Genomic DNA, 12,472 nt, shown 5'->3' with positions numbered 1-12,472 from the left:
ACAGGTAAAGAAAACGAGGGTTTTATTTACAAATAACTAAAGTATAGAAGTTATTCATAATACAGGAGTTCTTTATGAAAAATATATCGGCTTATAAATCTAAAAGGATGATGCAAAAAGCAATTAAATGCATATGATAAAGCTCTAAAAAGATTTCCTGTCGAATATTCCGAAAAAATAATTGAGACCTCACAGGGTGATACTTATATTTTATCGTTTGGTAAAAAAGATCCTAAACCCTTAATTTTATTACACGGCTCTGCCGGAAACTCTATGATATGGATATATAATGCATTAGATCTTGCAAAAAGCTTTCAAGTTTATGCAATTGATATTATAGGAGAAGCAGGCAAAAGTTCGGGCAATAGACCATCATTATCATCTAATGCTTATCAAGACTGGCTTAACGAAATATTTGAGAAATTAAATCTAGAAAAAGCTAACGTTTGCGGCGCATCATTTGGAGGGGCCCTAGCACATCGCTTTGCAATATCATATCCTCATCGAATAGAAAGTCTTATTCTATTAGCTCCAGCCAATTTATATAAAATACAAAAAATGTTCATTTTTAAAGGAATTATGGCTAACATGATCCCAACAAAATCATCAGCTATCAGTTTTTTAAATTACATGTCCGCAGCTGGATCATATTTAACAAACTCAGATATTCAAGATTTTATAATACAGTTTAGAGCTTATAGACCAAATAAAGATGTAATATTAACTAAAATTTGTAGTGATGCCGAACTTAGAAATTTGCCAGAAAAAACATTAATTTTATTAGGAGATAAAGAGGTTTTATATAATCCAATACAAGCCAAACATAGAGTAGATAAATTCTCAAAATCAGCTGTAGTTCAAATTATTAAGGGGTCAAAACATACAGTTTCTGTAGACCAACCAAAAGTTTTTTATAATGAAATTGTAAATTTTATTTATGGTACTAAATAACTATCTAAATACATGCATGACCCTTTTTTGACAGAATCCCGGCCGGAGGTCAGATAGCACCCCTGTTGTCTTTAGGCGTTAATATAGCATAGGCAAAATTAATTTGATATATTTAATCGGTAAATCAAAGCATCACTGAAATAACCATTAGCTTTTTTATAATAGTTTTTGCGCAATGATACCTCAATAAAATTGACTTTTTTATATAAAGATATAGCTTTAGTATTATTGATGTCGACTTCTAATAATATTTCTTTAACTTCTTTCTTGGCAAGATGATTAATTGAATATTTCAAAAGCTTATATGCAACTCCTCTACCTTGCGTAGCCGTATCAACACATATATACAAAAGTTCTGCTGTTTCAAATATATAGTTAAAAATAGCAATAGCAGCAAGCTCACTATCAATCATTAAACCTAAAACGGTGTCATTAGTTAATGAATCTTCTATTTGTTTATCTGACCAGCTAAAATCTTTATCAGTAGCTCTTACTAGCTGAATTGTTTTTGTTAGAAATGTAATATCAAGCTCTAAAATCTGCATACTTGTATAAATTTGATAATATTGCTTTTTTATTCTGAATCTTTAATAACTCACAATTATCACAGATAAAGTCTTTTTCTGAAAGATTAATCCCCTTTAAATCATTGAAATCTTTGATACCATTAGATTTATATATATATACACTAGACTTAAAAAATAAACTATTAGCAACTTGTTTTAAAAAACCAATATCTAATTTATCACTTAAAAGTATGTTTATAATTTTAGAACTATCTACCATATTAGTGTAGATAATTTCCAGCTCTTTTTTTGTTGCATCGTGAGAATTTTCATCTATGATTTTACTTTGAGTTTGTTTTATAGAACTATATGCTGGCTTCAACTCCCAGATATCAATATCAAAAACATCTTCTACTTGACGCACAAAATCCATTATTTTTTCTCTAATCTTTCAACTAGTTTTTTAGGAAACTTATATTCTTTTAACTTAACAGATTTTCTCAGTTTATTAACTTCTGAAGGATTAAGTTCTAGTGTTTTTCCTCTTGCAACAAACTTAGGAAGAACAATATCTCCAAATCTAACTCTAGTAAGTCTACTAACTGTAACACCTACAGCCTCAAACATTCTTCTAACCTCTCTATTACGCCCTTCGGATAAAGTTACATAATACCAAAGGTTTGCTCCTTCACCACCAGAAAATTTTATGCTGTTAAACTTAGCTAAGCCATCTTCTAGTTGTATTCCCTCTTTAAACTTACTTAAAGTTTCATCTGATAATTGTTGACCAAAAACTCTTACAGCATATTCTCTTTCGATTTCATAAGATGGATGCATCATCCTATTAGCTAAATCCCCATCTGTCGTAAAAAGTAATAATCCTGTAGTATTTATATCTAATCGTCCTACCATTATCCAACGTGACTTAGCTAATTTAGGTAGCGAATCGAAAACAGTCTTTCTATCTTTCTCATCTTTACTAGTACAGACTTCACCTTCTCTTTTGTGGTAAATAATGACTCTTGGTCTAGTCATAGGTTGACCATATAAATGTAAGGCTTTTCCATCAAAACTAATTTTATCTTTATCTGTAGCTTTATCTCCTAGAGTCGCTACTTTACCATTTACACGTACCCTTCCCTGTTGGATAAATTCCTCTATCTTTCTACGCGAACCTATGCCATATTTTGCTAGTAATTTCTGTAATCTTTCTGGAGTACTTTCACTCATTTGATTAATTCTACGCATTTTCATCTATATCCTTTTGATCTGCCGCTGAAAAGAACTTTTCAATATCCTCATCATTATAGTTATTAGAAGATAAAACTAGTCTTACAGCCGCAGCTTCATTTTTATTATTCGCATACTCTGCCAACTTCAACCTCATATCTAGAATAAGCTTATTATTAAAAAACGCTGTGTCATTCTTCATGCCATAAATAACCTTATAACATTCTTTGTACTCACCTCGTTCAAAATACATTTGTGCTAATCTTAATTTGGCTGCCTTATAGTCTTCTCTAAACTTATCTGCTCTTTTCATATACGCTAGAGCATCATCTTTTTTACCTTGTTTATACATACATTGAGAGTATAAAAATAATGTTTGAGCCATATCATTATTATTTGACATAAATAATGATTCTTCAAAGAGTTCTTGAGCGCGACTGTAGTCACTTTCTTGCATGCATAAAAACTGAGCATAGAAATTCATAGCTTCATAGTCTTTAGGATGATTATCAAGAGCTCTTTTGTAGTATTTTTCAGCAATTGTATTCGCTCCTATGCTTTGATAATAATATCCACCTGCATAATCTACAATTGCCAAATTATTATCGTGTTCTTTTGCTAACTCTTGTGCTTTTATAAGCTTAGTCTTAGCCCTTTCAAGATACCCTTCCGTAGAGTATATTATAGCTAATTCAGAATTAATTCTCGTTGCTTCTTTATAGTTAGCTTTGGGGAAAGAGCTATTATCAAAAGAGTAATTGACCTCTTCTACATTTTGATTTCTATTATCCTTTTGAACTTGAGGGCTTGAACTACTGTTTGAACTATTAGGAGTTGAACACGAAGTTAGCATCCCAAAACATATTATAGTAATTAAAGCTCTTTTAAAACTAGCCTGCATTCTTATCACCAAGCTTCTTTAAATATCTTTGTTTTCTACTTGTTTTATCCATAACATCACCAGCTAACTGTCCACATGCAGCATCAATATCATCACCTCTAGTTTTTCTTACTGTAGTGACAAAACCATTATGTTGTAAATACTCTTTAAATCTATGGATACGATTATTACTAGGCTTCCTATATGGTGTTCCTGGATATGGATTAAATGGAATAAGATTTATTTTAGCTGGAACATTTCGAGAGCGTAACAATTCAACTAACCCTTCAGCATCTGATAAATTATCATTAACTTCTTCCATCAATGTATACTCAAATGTTATGTGCTTATGAGGACCTTTCTCAGCATAAAGTTTACATGCTTCAAGAAGTTCGTCAATATTATACTTTTTATTGATCGGTACTATTTCATTACGTAAAGAATCAGTCGCTGCATGTAATGATACTGCTAAAGACACTCCTGATTGCTCAAGTAAATCATATATTCTAGGAACAACACCAGATGTACTAAGAGTCACTTTACGTCGAGATAGCCCATATGCTAAATCATCCATCATAATATCCATAGCTGGAACCACATTCTCAAAATTCATCAATGGCTCACCCATACCCATCATAACTATGTTTGTAACACTAAAATCATGTTCGCCATTATTTTTTGATAAGGTTCTAGCAGCTATCCAAAGCTGAGAAATAACTTCGGCAGATGAAAGATTTCTATTAAACCCTTGTTTACCAGTAGAGCAAAAACTACAATTCAAAGTGCATCCAACTTGTGAAGATACACAGAGGGTGCCTCTACCATCTTCTGGAATAAAAACTGTTTCAACAGCACTTCCACCGACATCAATTAGCCATTTATGCGTACCATCTTTCGATGCTTTACTAAAAACTACTTTTGGAATAAATATTTCTGAAGTTTCCTGTAGTTTATTACGCAAATTTTTACCAAGGTCTGTCATCTTATCAAAATCAATGACCCCTTTCTTATGTATCCATTTAAAAACTTGTCTTGCATGAAATTTTTTTTCATTTATAGAAACAAAAAACTCTTCCATAGCTTTTTGATTTAACCCAAGTAAATTCACTTTATCTTGTTGCATAGAATTTCTCTTTCATTCTTATAAATTTATTCATTATAACCTATATCACCAGGTAAAATATTGTCATTCTCATAAGTCAAATTAGCAAAGCTTGCAAACTGCCCATCAAAACGAACATGAACTGTGCCAATAGGACCATTACGCTGTTTCCCAATTATAATTTCACCAAGATTTTTATTATCTTCTTTTTCTTTATTATAAACTTCATCTCGATAAATAAACATTATCAAGTCAGCATCTTGCTCTATTGCTCCAGATTCTCTCAAGTCAGACATTATCGGACGCTTATCTTGACGCTTTTCAAGATCTCTACTTAACTGCGACAATGCTATAACGGGAATATCTAACTCTTTTGCAAGTGCTTTTAATGATCTAGATATCTCTGATACCTCTAGGGTTCTATTATTTTCATAACCAGGTATTTTCATAAGCTGTAGATAGTCTATTAATATCATTGATAGACCACCGTGTTCATTATATAGTCTTCGAGCTCTTGAGCGCATCTCAGCTGGGGTTAAGCTTGATGTATCATCAATATATAAAGGCATATCACTCAATGATTTCATTGCACTTGTAATCTTAACCCAGTGAGCATCATTAAGCCGATTACACTCTTTAAGCAAATTCATTTCTACACGAGCCTGTGAAGCTAGCATCCTTGTGACAATATCCTCTGACGGCATCTCTAAACTAAAAACTAAAACTGGTTTATCTGCAATTTTAGCAACATTTTGAGCTATGTTTATTCCTAGTACAGTTTTACCCATTGATGGACGAGCTGCAATAATACCCATATTAGCTCGTTGTAAGCCAGAGGTCATTTTATCAAGATCAATAAAGCCTGTAGAAACCCCTGTCAATCCACTACCTGCATCGACTATTGCACTCATCCTATCAACTAATTTAGGAATAACTGATTTAATTGATTCAGGGCCCTTAACTAAAGTCTCTCTTTCCTTAGCCACATCAAGAATCCGGCTTTCGGCATAATCAATAACATCGTCAGGATTCTTAGAGTCTGATGAATATATTTTTTGAACTATATCATTAACACTTGTTTGTAGACTTCTCAGCTTAGCTTTATCTTTTACAATATTTGCATATGTTTTTATATTTGAAACTGTTGGCGTATTAGTTGCCAAATCAATAATATATGATTCGCCTCCAGCATCATTTAGTAAACCTTCAGTTGCTAAATATTCACTCAAAATTAGAACATCAAATGGAGTATTTGACTGATTTAAAACAGCTATCTGCTTATAGATAATTTTATGTCTCTTATCAAAAAAATCATCAATTAGAAGAAAATCTTCAACTAGCTCTATATTATCATTGTTGAGAAGAATATTGCCTAGTATTGCCTTTTCCGCATCAACTGAATAAGCAGTTTCAGCAACTTTAAATTGATAATCCATTGACATCAAAATCCTTATTTCATATACAAAAAAACCATGCCTAACACATGGTTTTTATATTAATTAAGATATTGTGTTAGTTTATATATTATAAAACTAAGCTTCTGCAGCTACAACATTTACTTTGATATCTGCATCTACATCTGTATATACATGAACAGTAAGTTCGAACTCTCCAGTAGTTCTAATAACTCCTTCCGGCATACGAACCTGGCTCTTTTCAATTTCTTTACCAGAAGCTTGAGATACTGCTTCAGCAACTTCAGCAGTACCAACAGATCCAAATAGTTTACCACCTTCTCCAGCTTGAGCTGCAACAGTGTAAACTTTATCTTTGATAGCATCTGCAGTTACAACTGCAGCATCAAATCTTGCTTTTTCTGCTTTTTCTAACTCAGCCTTTTGAGCTTCAAAAGTTTCGATGTTAGCTTTAGTAGCTTGAACAGCCTTACCAAAAGGGATAAGGAAATTTCTAGCATAACCAGGCTTAACATTAACTATATCACCTAATACACCAAGGTTTTCAACTTTTTCTTTTAAAATAACTTGCATTGTAATCAACCTCCAGTATTAGTTAAAGTGACGATCACAGTATGGTAATAACGCCAAGAATCTAGCTCTTTTAATAGCTGTAGCAAGCTGTCTTTGATACTTAGCTGATGTACCAGTTACACGACTAGGTACGATCTTACCTGTTTCAGTAATATAAGCTTTTAACTTATTCACATCTTTATAATCAATTTCTTTTACACCATCAACAGTGAAACGGCAAACTTTACGACGACTCATCTTAAAATCCCTCTATTAAATTACTTCTTTTTCATTAGTTTCCATCATGATTGATGGCTCTGTAACAGCTTCTTTCTTAGAAATTACTAAACGACGTAAAACTGCATCGTTATACTTTAAGTTTTCTTGAAGCTTCTCTAGAGACTCAACATCACACTCAACATTGAATAACACATAATGTGCTTTATGAAGTTTCTCGATAGGATAAGCTAATTGACGACGTCCCCAATCTTCGAATCTATGGATTTTTCCGCCTTTTTCTTCAATGATTCCACGATATTTACCAAGCATAGCATCAAGCTGCTCAGATTGATCTGGATGAATCATTAACACGATTTCATAATGTTTCATTTTGTAAACTCCTTCCGGTTTATCATTGTTAGTTTTTTTACTGATAAGCTATACAAAATTATTTTGCATAGCAAAGAGCAAGACATTATTATACTAATATAAACTCTTAATAACAATATAATATTTACAGAATATTATCCATTTAAATGAATACTGCCTTCTCTAATTACTATTTTTTTTCTTTTTAACAAAATTCCTATAGCTCGCTTAAAAGCAGCCTTACTGATTCCAAACTCACGCGCTATATCATTAGGATTAGATTTATCATTAAAAGGAGCAGAACCATTATGCTCTACAAGATACTTTTCTACCAAATCAGCATTTCTATCTAAATCTTTGTGCACTAGCTGTAACGACAGATCTATACGCCTATCATCTCGAATATTTTTTATATATCCCTTAACAGATTGGCCAAAACTTAACCTTTTAAATACCTCTGAAGAATAAATGATTCCCCAATAACTGTTATTAATTATTGCTTTATAACCTATGTCTGTAGAATTCGCGATTATAAGATCCACTTCTTGATTTTGAGTTATATCATTACCTGCGTAATCTTTTATGAACTTATTGATCTTTGAAGAAGCTGTTATACGCCCATTAATCTTATCAAGATATAAATAGACAATATACGACTTTCCAACTTCAAATGGTCTATGTTGCTCGGCTAATGGTACAAAAAGATCCTTATCAAGTCCCCAGTCTAAAAAAGCTCCTATACCTGTAATATTTTTGACTCGCAAATAAGATACTTGACCTACGGTTGGAACTCTTTTTGTAGTCGCGATAAGCTCAGCCTTTGAGTTATGATACAAAAAAACTTCTACACTTTCGCCAACGCTTACTGTATCACAGAATTCCGAACTAGCAATGTTTGCTGTACCAAGCTCCAAAGCATCTAGAACCAGCCAATTCGAAGTTTTCTCAAGAATCTTTAATCTAGAATATTTTCCTATTGAAATCAAAATATATACCATTTACTTAAAACAATTCTATATTATCACAGATAAAAACAATTAATAAATTTTTGATATTGTATTAAGGACAACACCTCTTATTTAAGATTATTATATTAGTATATAAAACCTTTTATCTATAAGCTTTTTCTTTTATAGTCTAATTACACACTTCAAATTAAAATTTCTAAAATAATATGAAAAAAGCTTTTAATATAGTTATCTTTTTAGTAGTTTTAATCAACTGTTGTTTTGCAAAACAACTAATCCTACCTAAAAATACAATCGCTTTCTCTAGCTTACAAGGACAGTATTTATTAAAATCAGCACCAGAAAAATACTCACAACAATATTGGCAACTTGCAGAATATTTTACAACTGAGAAAGGCACTACGTTCTGTGGTCCAGCCTCCGCTGTCATGGTATTAAATGCTCTAAAAATTGAGCCAAGTCTATCACCAGCTCACATGCAATATTCAATATTTGATCAAAATAATATTTTTTATAATAAAGCTTTAATTAAATCTGGCATAACTCCTCAATGGGTATATGCAAAAGGGTTATCTATTGAGCAAACTGCTGAGCTAATCAACAAACAAAAAACGATAGGCTCTAAGGCTTATGCAAAGGTAATTCACGCGAGCGAATTTAAAAATCAAGAACAGTTCCTTAATACAATGCTATCATCAATGAAAAAAGGAGATTATATAATTATAAATTATAAACGTAGTGATATGGGAGCTCAAGGAGGAGGACATTTTTCGCCACTAGCAGCATACAACCCTAAAGAAGATATGTGGTTGCTTATGGACGTCGCCAGATATAAATACCCTTCAGCTTGGATAAGAACTATTGACTTATATCAAGCAATCCAGTCCAAAGACTCTTCGACTAACAAGTCACGAGGAATAATTATAATTTCTAAGAAAAAATATTAATCTAGCTAAACATATCTTTAAGTGCTGATATATTCTGCTTAGAATTTTGCTGACGCGTTTCTGCACACTCTTTTTCTGTGCCTACCCAATATAGATCCGACTCTGGCAATTCATCAATAAATCTACTTGGAATAGAAATCTGTTTTTCACCAAATTTTTTACGATGCTTTGTCATTGTTATAGTCAAATTTTCTCTAGCTCTAGTGATCGCAACATAAGCTAATCGGCGCTCATCCTCTATGGAATCTTCCTCAATACTTTGCTGATGCGGCAAAATTCCTTCTTCCATTCCCATTATATAAACTTTTTTAAACTCCAAACCTTTGGAGGCGTGCATAGTTATGATTTGAACCTGATTATCATTTTTATCCTCATTATCTCTATCTAAGATATCGATCAAAAGCATTTTATTTAAAACTAAAGCAAGTGACTCAAGAGCATTATATGATTCGCCTTCAAGCTGGTTAACAATCCATTTAACAACTTCAATAACATTCGCATATCTAAACTCTGCTTGTTTCTCTGAAGAACTAGAATCTATAAGCCACTGTCGGTATGAAATATTATCAATAAAATTATTAATTATATTTTTTAACTCTTGAGCAGATATACTTGAATTTATTTCTTGCTGTGTATTCAGTATCAAATCTTTAAAAGATGATAAGTTTTTTTTGGTAAAATCACGTATTTCAAACTCTTCTAAATTATATAAAGTATGGAAAAAGCTACAGTGATGATAACTTGCATACTGTCCTAATTTATGAATAGTAGCACTTCCAACCTCACGTTTGGGAGTATTTACAACACGTAAAAATGCTCTATCATCATCCGGATTAACTATTAACCTTAAATACGAAATGATATCTTTGATTTCTGATTTGGAAAAAAATGAACTTCCGCCGCTAATTGTATAAGGGATTTTGTGCATTTGCATATATCTTTCAAGTAAGTATGCTTGGTAATTACTTCTAATTAGTATGGCGTAATCAGAGTTTTTAGATTTTGTTTTCACCCTATCAAAAAAAATATCACTAGTAATAAATTGTGCCTCATCCTCATCATTTGTAAGACTAATAACCTTAATTTGCTCACCATAATCTTTATTTGACCAAAGTTTTTTGTCAAAAATATGGCTGTTATTTTCAATAAGCTTATTTGCAACATTAAGTATTCTGCCTGTAGAGCGATAATTTTGTTCTAGCTTAATAACTTTTAGGTCTTTGAAATCTTCTTGCAAATGGCGTAAATTTTCAGGTCGAGAACCTCTCCATGCATATATAGACTGATCATCATCTCCTACAACTGTGAATTTATTTTTACCCTGAGTCAAATACTTTAAAAGCTGATATTGCGACTCATTAGTATCTTGATACTCATCAATGAGAATATATCTAAACTTGTCTGACCATAATTTCTGAATATTTGAGTAATTTTTAAATAACTGTATCGGTTGAAATATAAGATCATCAAAGTCAAAAGAGTTATAAGATTTTAGATATTTTTGATATTCTTTATATATAAAAGCTGCTTGCTCTTCAAGATCGTCCTTAGGTTGTATTTCATTAGGTGTTAGTAACGCTGATTTCCAAAATGATATTTTTGATTGAATAAACCCAGCATTTTGTTTAGGTAATTGATATTCCTCGTATGCAATATCGTATATTAACGCAAGTGAGTCTTGACTATCAAAAAGTGTAAAGTTTTTCTTATACCCCAAATCTAAAAAGTGTTTTTTTAAAATTGTTAAACCAAGTGAATGGAACGTTGAAATCATCAACCCCTTTGATTTTTCTTTATCAAGCCGAGATTTAACGCGCTCTTGCATCTCTCTAGCTGCTTTATTCGTAAATGTAACAGCTAAAACACTCTTAGCGGGATACAAAAGTTGTTCTATTAAATAAGAAATTTTTTCAATAATTACACTAGTTTTGCCACTACCAGCTCCAGCTAGCACTAGTAAGGGAGTACTAGTATATTTTACAGCTTGCTGTTGCTGCTGATTAAGATTATTTAGCATTTAGTTATAATTATTTCATTTTCTAGCTGATACTCAACCTCTGTTGCTTCTTTATGAAACACCAGCAGCATATAGCATACACCGTCTACATAGACTTTATTTATAACATTTGCTAGAGGTTTACTATCACAAGTCTTCAGGTCCAAAGCTCCAATATCTTTGTCTGCTTTTACAACTGCAAGCTCTTTTTTTAACTTAGCTTTATAATGCATCCTAGCTATTACTTCTTGTCCCATATAGCAACCTTTAGTATAACTAATAACTTTTTCTACGTTATCAAGATCTAACTCGGCTGGAAGAAACTTCTCAATATTATTTTGATTGATGACAGCAAGTTTATTCAAAATATTAGTTTTTTGTATTTGCTCGTATGTAGTATCAGAATTTAGAGTATTCTTAACTAAAATATTATGATTTAAAAATCCTTCTTTAGTAAAAAATAATGCATAATCTTCATTAACTGCAAAACTAATTTTAGAAAACATTCCATACTTTTTTAACCAAGTAAGTAAATTATCAACGATGCTCTGTTCAACTGAAAGCAATAGCTTTTCGCTAGAAATATACTTCACAAAACATAAGGAAATTATTCGTCCTTTTAAGTTGGCAAAAGCAGTCATCAATAAGTTATTATCATTAGATAGTTGGCTTAAATCTGATGTTGCTAAACCTTGAAGAAACTTTATGGTATCTAATCCATTTATTTCTAAAATTTTAAAATTATTATACTGAAAGTTCATTTAAAGACCTAAGCGAATTAAATTATTTAAACTAATAGATTTTAGTATATTTGAATAATGTAAGCAATTATGTTTTGACTATAGGTTAGCACTCGAGCCACCAATACCTCTTGGCTGATTATTTTGAAAACCACCTTTAGGGCCAGATAACATCATCTGCCTATTTAATGCTCTATCTTCATCACTTATTGATAAATTACTATGAATATTTTTAGGCGCAGGATTAGCTAAATCAGATAAGTTAGGGTTTTCATCTTCCGAGTCTTCATTACTCTTTGACTTTTTTTCTTGTTCATTAGCACTTCCCCAGCCCTTTTTAGTACTCATATTACGAGATTTACTACTTGATTCGCCGGGAACTCTCATATCTTCTTCTGTAATACCTAATTGATGTTTCTTAGGCATTTGTGAAGCTTGACTATTTCTCTGGTTGATCATCTGACGCTGAGAATGCAATTGTGTGTCACTTCTAGGATTTAAGTATTCTTGATCATCATTAGCAAAAGAAACAAACGGAGCCATAAAAATAGAACTCAATGCCGATACTAATAAAGTTTTTTTCATATAAACCTCTTA

At 31.8% G+C, this 12,472-nt stretch carries 15 protein-coding genes; 2 read left to right on the top strand and 13 right to left on the bottom strand.

Going from position 1 to position 12,472, the window contains the following annotated elements:
- Positions 1–177: 177 nt before the first annotated feature.
- Positions 178–951, top strand: a complete 774-nt coding sequence (locus tag F3D59_RS04810; protein ID WP_150463999.1) for an alpha/beta fold hydrolase — start codon at positions 178–180, stop codon at positions 949–951.
- Positions 952–1,049: 98 nt separating this feature from the next.
- On the opposite strand, the gene F3D59_RS04805 is transcribed toward F3D59_RS04810, so the two are convergent.
- From F3D59_RS04805 to F3D59_RS04760, 10 genes are all read right to left on the bottom strand, one after another.
- Positions 1,050–1,496, bottom strand: coding sequence for a GNAT family N-acetyltransferase (locus F3D59_RS04805; protein ID WP_149368200.1), 447 nt, complete (start codon positions 1,494–1,496; stop codon positions 1,050–1,052).
- Positions 1,477–1,890, bottom strand: a complete 414-nt coding sequence (locus F3D59_RS04800) for a chloroquine resistance protein (protein WP_150463998.1) — start codon at positions 1,888–1,890, stop codon at positions 1,477–1,479. The genes F3D59_RS04805 and F3D59_RS04800 overlap by 20 nt, the downstream gene beginning before the upstream one ends.
- On the bottom strand, positions 1,890–2,705 hold the full coding sequence (gene rluB, locus F3D59_RS04795; RefSeq protein ID WP_013923194.1) for a 23S rRNA pseudouridine(2605) synthase RluB: 816 nt from the start codon (positions 2,703–2,705) through the stop codon (positions 1,890–1,892). Before rluB ends, F3D59_RS04800 begins: the two co-directional genes overlap by 1 nt.
- Positions 2,698–3,588 carry a CDC27 family protein gene (locus F3D59_RS04790; protein ID WP_150463997.1) on the bottom strand — a complete coding sequence of 297 codons (891 nt, stop codon included), beginning with the start codon at positions 3,586–3,588 and terminating at the stop codon, positions 2,698–2,700. Before F3D59_RS04790 ends, rluB begins: the two co-directional genes overlap by 8 nt.
- A complete protein-coding gene (locus tag F3D59_RS04785; RefSeq protein WP_013923196.1) occupies positions 3,578–4,690 on the bottom strand; it encodes a bifunctional tRNA (adenosine(37)-C2)-methyltransferase TrmG/ribosomal RNA large subunit methyltransferase RlmN in 1,113 nt (370 codons plus the stop codon). The genes F3D59_RS04790 and F3D59_RS04785 overlap by 11 nt, the downstream gene beginning before the upstream one ends.
- A 26-nt stretch (positions 4,691–4,716) precedes the next feature.
- A complete protein-coding gene (dnaB, locus tag F3D59_RS04780) occupies positions 4,717–6,111 on the bottom strand; it encodes a replicative DNA helicase (RefSeq protein WP_179951663.1) in 1,395 nt (464 codons plus the stop codon).
- A gap of 90 nt (positions 6,112–6,201) precedes the next feature.
- Positions 6,202–6,657, bottom strand: coding sequence for a 50S ribosomal protein L9 (gene rplI / locus F3D59_RS04775; protein WP_013923198.1), 456 nt, complete (start codon positions 6,655–6,657; stop codon positions 6,202–6,204).
- Positions 6,658–6,675: 18 nt separating this feature from the next.
- Positions 6,676–6,894: a 30S ribosomal protein S18 gene (gene rpsR, locus F3D59_RS04770; protein WP_004287690.1), complete on the bottom strand. Its 219-nt coding sequence runs from the start codon at positions 6,892–6,894 to the stop codon at positions 6,676–6,678.
- A gap of 15 nt (positions 6,895–6,909) precedes the next feature.
- Complete coding sequence (gene rpsF / locus F3D59_RS04765; RefSeq protein WP_013923199.1) at positions 6,910–7,245, bottom strand: 30S ribosomal protein S6; 336 nt, start codon at positions 7,243–7,245, stop codon at positions 6,910–6,912.
- A 134-nt stretch (positions 7,246–7,379) separates the two neighbouring features.
- The gene (locus F3D59_RS04760) at positions 7,380–8,210 is read right to left on the bottom strand and encodes a S1 RNA-binding domain-containing protein (RefSeq protein ID WP_150463996.1); all 831 of its coding nucleotides are present in this window, start codon (positions 8,208–8,210) and stop codon (positions 7,380–7,382) included.
- A 188-nt stretch (positions 8,211–8,398) separates the two neighbouring features.
- Here F3D59_RS04760 and F3D59_RS04755 point away from each other — a divergent pair, with 188 nt between their 5' ends.
- A complete protein-coding gene (locus F3D59_RS04755) occupies positions 8,399–9,139 on the top strand; it encodes a phytochelatin synthase family protein (RefSeq protein WP_150463995.1) in 741 nt (246 codons plus the stop codon).
- 1 nt (position 9,140) lies between these two features.
- Here F3D59_RS04755 and F3D59_RS04750 read toward each other — a convergent pair whose 3' ends face one another.
- The 3 genes from F3D59_RS04750 to F3D59_RS04740 form a co-directional block, all read right to left on the bottom strand.
- A complete protein-coding gene (locus F3D59_RS04750) occupies positions 9,141–11,156 on the bottom strand; it encodes a UvrD-helicase domain-containing protein (RefSeq protein ID WP_150463994.1) in 2,016 nt (671 codons plus the stop codon).
- The gene (locus F3D59_RS04745) at positions 11,150–11,896 is read right to left on the bottom strand and encodes a YgfZ/GcvT domain-containing protein (RefSeq protein WP_150463993.1); all 747 of its coding nucleotides are present in this window, start codon (positions 11,894–11,896) and stop codon (positions 11,150–11,152) included. Before F3D59_RS04745 ends, F3D59_RS04750 begins: the two co-directional genes overlap by 7 nt.
- A 78-nt stretch (positions 11,897–11,974) precedes the next feature.
- Complete coding sequence (locus F3D59_RS04740) at positions 11,975–12,460, bottom strand: hypothetical protein (RefSeq protein ID WP_150463992.1); 486 nt, start codon at positions 12,458–12,460, stop codon at positions 11,975–11,977.
- Positions 12,461–12,472: the final 12 nt, after the last annotated feature.

This window comes from Francisella sp. XLW-1, from assembly GCF_008711455.1.
GTDB classification, from domain to species: domain Bacteria; phylum Pseudomonadota; class Gammaproteobacteria; order Francisellales; family Francisellaceae; genus Francisella; species Francisella salimarina.
Note: the sequence above shows the minus strand (reverse complement) of the source record. Positions and strands in the feature narration are given on the sequence as shown.

What these genes read in the sequence shown, in the direction of transcription:
- F3D59_RS04745 (WP_150463993.1), bottom strand. Translation starts at nt 11,896, where the DNA reads ATGAACTTTCAGTATAATAATTTTAAAATTTTAGAAATAAATGGATTA.
- F3D59_RS04740 (WP_150463992.1), bottom strand. Translation starts at nt 12,460, where the DNA reads ATGAAAAAAACTTTATTAGTATCGGCATTGAGTTCTATTTTTATGGCT.
- F3D59_RS04785 (WP_013923196.1), bottom strand. Translation starts at nt 4,690, where the DNA reads ATGCAACAAGATAAAGTGAATTTACTTGGGTTAAATCAAAAAGCTATG.
- rplI (WP_013923198.1), bottom strand. Translation starts at nt 6,657, where the DNA reads ATGCAAGTTATTTTAAAAGAAAAAGTTGAAAACCTTGGTGTATTAGGT.
- rluB (WP_013923194.1), bottom strand. Translation starts at nt 2,705, where the DNA reads ATGCGTAGAATTAATCAAATGAGTGAAAGTACTCCAGAAAGATTACAG.
- rpsR (WP_004287690.1), bottom strand. Translation starts at nt 6,894, where the DNA reads ATGAGTCGTCGTAAAGTTTGCCGTTTCACTGTTGATGGTGTAAAAGAA.
- F3D59_RS04800 (WP_150463998.1), bottom strand. Translation starts at nt 1,890, where the DNA reads ATGGATTTTGTGCGTCAAGTAGAAGATGTTTTTGATATTGATATCTGG.
- F3D59_RS04790 (WP_150463997.1), bottom strand. Translation starts at nt 3,588, where the DNA reads ATGCAGGCTAGTTTTAAAAGAGCTTTAATTACTATAATATGTTTTGGG.
- F3D59_RS04805 (WP_149368200.1), bottom strand. Translation starts at nt 1,496, where the DNA reads ATGCAGATTTTAGAGCTTGATATTACATTTCTAACAAAAACAATTCAG.
- F3D59_RS04750 (WP_150463994.1), bottom strand. Translation starts at nt 11,156, where the DNA reads ATGCTAAATAATCTTAATCAGCAGCAACAGCAAGCTGTAAAATATACT.
- F3D59_RS04755 (WP_150463995.1), top strand. Translation starts at nt 8,399, where the DNA reads ATGAAAAAAGCTTTTAATATAGTTATCTTTTTAGTAGTTTTAATCAAC.
- rpsF (WP_013923199.1), bottom strand. Translation starts at nt 7,245, where the DNA reads ATGAAACATTATGAAATCGTGTTAATGATTCATCCAGATCAATCTGAG.
- dnaB (WP_179951663.1), bottom strand. Translation starts at nt 6,111, where the DNA reads ATGTCAATGGATTATCAATTTAAAGTTGCTGAAACTGCTTATTCAGTT.